General features: G+C 40.6%; 3 protein-coding genes and 1 pseudogene. 3 read left to right on the top strand and 1 reads right to left on the bottom strand.

The window, feature by feature from the left end:
• Positions 1–134: 134 nt before the first annotated feature.
• Positions 135–1,253 (bottom strand): DNA methyltransferase, encoded by a 1,119-nt coding sequence (locus H6F92_RS18920; protein WP_242030192.1) that lies wholly within the window; start codon positions 1,251–1,253, stop codon positions 135–137.
• Between the two features lie 752 nt (positions 1,254–2,005).
• Between H6F92_RS18920 and glmS the strand changes: the two genes are divergently transcribed.
• The 3 genes and pseudogenes from glmS to H6F92_RS26215 form a co-directional block, all read left to right on the top strand.
• Entirely contained in the window at positions 2,006–3,907 is a 1,902-nt protein-coding gene (gene glmS / locus H6F92_RS18925) for a glutamine--fructose-6-phosphate transaminase (isomerizing) (protein WP_190359081.1), read from the top strand.
• A 164-nt stretch (positions 3,908–4,071) separates the two neighbouring features.
• On the top strand, positions 4,072–4,389 hold the full coding sequence (locus H6F92_RS18930) for a DUF3067 family protein (protein ID WP_002756874.1): 318 nt from the start codon (positions 4,072–4,074) through the stop codon (positions 4,387–4,389).
• Between the two features lie 142 nt (positions 4,390–4,531).
• Positions 4,532–4,647: pseudogene (locus tag H6F92_RS26215) on the top strand (IS607 family transposase); the annotation flags it as partial.

Genomic DNA, 4,647 nt, shown 5'->3' on the forward strand with positions numbered 1-4,647 from the left:
TAATCCATAATTTTGCTAATAAACATAGCAAAATTATAGATGATTTCCTGACCTAAGATCACATTTTATTCTTTTTTCCACTTCAATCTAAGAATTGAGAAAAAAGCAAAACCCTCCATTATACCATAAAAAAATTATGCAAGAGGTCTATTGTTGTTATGATAAGTTAAATTAGCTTTAGTTAATAAGCCAGAAAACATTAACATTAAAGACTCTCTAATATCCTTGTTTAATTCCTGTTTAATCAGATGTTTTAATAAACTTAGTTGAGCTAATTGTTTGTTACTAAATAACTGTTCAACAGTAGCCACATCGGAACCTTTAGGCAGTTTTAAGCCTTCGGGATAGGGATAGGTATTGAGTGCCTTTGTTATTGCTTCTTTGGTTTGCGGTTCTCGCTCTTGGTAAGCTAATTTAACTCGTTCAAAAGCTTGACTTAAATCATCAAAATCAACGGGACTAATTAAAGAATTAACAAGAAAAATAGCCAGAGGGTTAATATCAATACTAATCGCTTTGCGGTTATTCATTAAAGCTTCAATTGCCGTCACTCCACTACCGCCAAAAGGATCAAGAATGACATCCCCCGGTTGACTAAAGTTTTTAATATATTCTGCCACCACATTCCATGCTTGTTTAGTAAAATATCCATGCACACCAAAATGTCTTTTAGCTTGTTGTTTTTTTACCTCAATTGGTTCTAACAAGGGACGACTTGAGTAGTCAAAAGTTTTGCGACTGATTGGGGAATGGTTTTGATAGGTAAAACTTTTCCCCACTTGAAATCTATCTGGGGCTAAATACTGGGTCAACTCTTGCCAACTATCGGCAATTGCATCAAGAGAAAAATATAAGATAGGTGTACTGGTATCGAGGGTCTTAAATAAACTAAATTCTAGGCCATTACAAAGAGCAAAATAATTGCTTCTGATTTCAGGATGAGTCGCATAACTATAGACCTGTTCTACTGAATCACCTTCGTAGATATTTTCCGTTGGTTTTTTAGCCTCTAATACCCAAGCATAACTTTGATTAACTTTGAGAACATAGTCAGGAATTAAATTTATCGGACGTTTTTTACTGCCAACCTTTAAAAAGGGATGCCGTAGGGTTTTACTTCTTTCGATATTATCCTCTTGGTAGCCCAAACTTGTTAAAAGAGGTAAAATAATCACTTCTCTAACGCTGTCTTCCTTAAAGTTAGGGTTATTTTTAATTGCCTGAAAATCGATGCTAGAAAAAATATGATTCATTGGTTAGCACTGTTTGTGATAGTTTCGATAAATTTTCCTTACTTAGGGGCAAATCAGACTGATTAAGTTTGAATACTTACCATTAACCTGCCGTGAAGTTAAGTAGGTAGGCACAATTATTTGTAGGATGGGTTAGCGGTAGCGTAACCCGTGCGGGGGTTGGGTTTCATGCTTCAACCCAACCTACGTTCATCTTATATTTAATTCCACCCACCTACTTAATTATCTTTTATAAGTTTTTTATATCAAACAAGCTTTAATAGTTGAGAATATTTAAATTTACACTTCGCAATATTTATCTTTTCTTAAGAATTTATTGAAAATAATTCTCATTTGTTTACGAGGTTGCAATACTTCCAGCGATTATGGTATAATTTCGCAGTATGAAATGATGGGTTTTTCTGTGCTTTTTTGGGTTTTTAGCTGTCTGCTGATCCTGAAACCCTTTGCTAAATCTATACTCACCTATTCAGCAACAGCAATAAATGGCGGTTAAAGAGCCTTTTAAAACCCAACCCGTTGATCAATTAATTGTGTAGTTTTGTTGCAAAGAGAAAGTTTTTTTGACAAAAAGAACAGAATATGCTGCTGAGTGATCTATATTGCTTTTATTTATTCTCCCCACATCCCACATCCCAATCTCCTAAAAGGGAAACTTTACCCTTACCCCTGCGTCTTGAGCCTCTAAGCAAACAAGCGCCACGCTTGCGATAGAATAGATCGGACTTAGCCTAAATGGGGTCAGGGAAAGAATGTGCGGAATTGTTGGCTATATCGGAACCCAAACAGCGATCGATATTCTCCTAGCTGGATTGGAACGTTTAGAATATCGGGGTTATGATTCGGCAGGAATTGCCACAATTCTCGAAGGTGAATTACATCGAGTCCGCGCCCAGGGAAAACTCTACAATCTGCGGGAAAAATTAGAACAGGAAGTTAATCCCTCCCAAATTGGCATCGGTCACACCCGTTGGGCAACCCACGGCAAACCCGTAGAAAGTAATGCCCATCCCCACACCGATAATAGTCAACGGGTGGCAGTGGTACAGAATGGCATTGTCGAAAATTTTCAGGCATTAAGAACAGAATTAAAGGAAAAAGGCTGTATATTTGACTCGGAAACCGACACAGAAGTTATTCCCCATCTAATCGCCAGTTATCTACCTAAACCTACCGATGAAGAGTACTTGGGGGTGAGTCCTTTCCTCAAGGCAGTTTTAAGGGCAATTGAACGTTTAGAGGGTGCTTTTGCCCTAGGGGTGATTAGTCCCGATTATCCCGATGAATTGATTGTCGTGCGGCAACACGCTCCTTTAATCATCGGTTTCGGTCAAGGAGAGTTTTTCTGTGCCTCCGATGTCAGTGCTTTGGTTCCCCATACCCGGGCAGTGCTGTCCCTGGATAATGGCGAAATCGCTCGCTTAACACCCTTGGGAGTAGAAATTTATAATTTTGAGGGAAAAAGAGTCCGTAAAAACCCCAGAGTCCTCGATTGGAGTCCGACAACCGTAGAAAAACAGGGTTATCGTCACTTCATGCTCAAGGAAATCTACGAACAACCCGGAGTGGTGCGCGACTGTTTGGGGACCTATCTGCATCCCCATTGGACAGCACACAATGGGGATAATGTCAACCCGATAAATCTTAATTTTTCTGAGGAAATTTACGATAATTTAGAACATATTCAGATTTTAGCCTGTGGAACCAGTTGGCACGCCAGTTTAGTGGGTAAATACTTGATTGAGCAGTTGGCGGGTATTCCCACAAGGGTACAGTACGCCTCGGAATTTCGCTATGCACCCACCCCCCTGATGCCCAATACTTTAACCATCGGGGTGACACAATCGGGGGAAACAGCCGACACTTTAGCGGCTTTGGAAACGGAAAAACAGCGTCGTTTAGGGTTAGAAAAAAAATATCAGGCCCGGATTATCGGGATTACTAATCGCCCCGAAAGTACCCTAGCACAAATGGTCGATCAGATTATTAATACTCAGGCGGGGATCGAAATCGGGGTGGCGGCAACTAAGAGTTTTACCGCCCAGTTATTGGGTTTTTATCTCTTAGCTTTGGATTTATCCTATCGTCGTCAAACTCTGTCTTTAGAGAGAATCGAGGAAATTATTAATCAAATGCGATCGCTGCCAAGATCGATCGAAACTGTCTTAGAAAAACAGGAAAAAGCGATCGAAGAATTGGCCCATGAATTTAATGACACCCAGGACTTTATTTTCTTGGGACGGGGGATTAATTTCCCCATTGCCTTAGAAGGGGCCTTAAAACTCAAAGAAATCAGTTATATTCATGCGGAAGGCTATCCAGCCGGAGAAATGAAACACGGACCGATTGCGCTTTTAGATGCAAAGGTTCCCGTAGTAGCGATTGCTATGCCGGGGATAGTTTATGATAAGGTTCTCTCCAATGCACAGGAAGCAAAAGCAAGGGATGCGCGATTATTGGGAGTAGTTGCCGACAGCGATACGGAAGCACCAAAAGTCTTTAATGATTTGTTGTATGTGCCGGAAATTGAGGAATTATTATCGCCAATTTTAACAGTAATTCCCCTACAATTGCTCTCCTATCATATCGCAGCCCGTCGTGGTTTAGACGTGGATCAGCCGCGCAATTTAGCCAAAAGTGTCACGGTGGAATAAGATTCATCGGGTTGAAACTATCCGATCAAGCGGAGATATCTGATCGTTGTGCTTTGCTGTTCTATGTTGTTCAGGTGTCATCCCTTCGGTAAAATCGAGGGTCTTCCCCTGACATTTATGATAAAATCAAGAGGCCGACTGACATCTGAGAAGCGATAGCAACCATGACGGGTGTGGACTTACAGCAATTATTACTAGAAAAATGGGGTCGTTCCTACGATATTCAGCTGCGACGCATCAAAGATAAGGTTCATGTTCAGGTAATGTGGAAATATCTCGAACAAGCTTCTTTTCCCCTCTCCGAGTCCGAATATCTGGAACATCTCAATGCGATCGCTAATTATCTCCACGAATGGGGTGGTTTTAGTCAATTTCAAGCTTTTATCCGCGAAACCCGCGAGCGTCCCCGTCTCGGTAAAGCGGTTAGTCTGGCCTTAGATTTAGGTGAAAGGGCCTCGGAATGGCTGATCAGTGATCAGTGATCAATTATCAGTGACCAGTGGGATTGTTCAGTGAACAGTATACTGCATTTAAATTGCGTATTGTAAAGTTTTGTAAAAAATATATGCAAATGACTGCAAACAACTGCTAATATGGTTAGTACAAGTTTACGTTGCAGTTCACATGAAACTATCAGATTATGCTAAGAAAAAAGGGATCAGTTATGACACTGCTTGGAGAATGTGGAATCGAGGGCAGTTACAAGGAGAACGTCTTCCTACAGGAACAATTATTATTTT

The sequence above is a fragment of the Microcystis wesenbergii FACHB-1317 genome (genome assembly GCF_014696875.1).
Taxonomy (GTDB): Bacteria; Cyanobacteriota; Cyanobacteriia; order Cyanobacteriales; family Microcystaceae; genus Microcystis; species Microcystis wesenbergii_A.

What these genes read in the sequence shown, in the direction of transcription:
- glmS (WP_190359081.1), top strand. Translation starts at nt 2,006, where the DNA reads ATGTGCGGAATTGTTGGCTATATCGGAACCCAAACAGCGATCGATATT.
- H6F92_RS18920 (WP_242030192.1), bottom strand. Translation starts at nt 1,253, where the DNA reads ATGAATCATATTTTTTCTAGCATCGATTTTCAGGCAATTAAAAATAAC.
- H6F92_RS18930 (WP_002756874.1), top strand. Translation starts at nt 4,072, where the DNA reads ATGACGGGTGTGGACTTACAGCAATTATTACTAGAAAAATGGGGTCGT.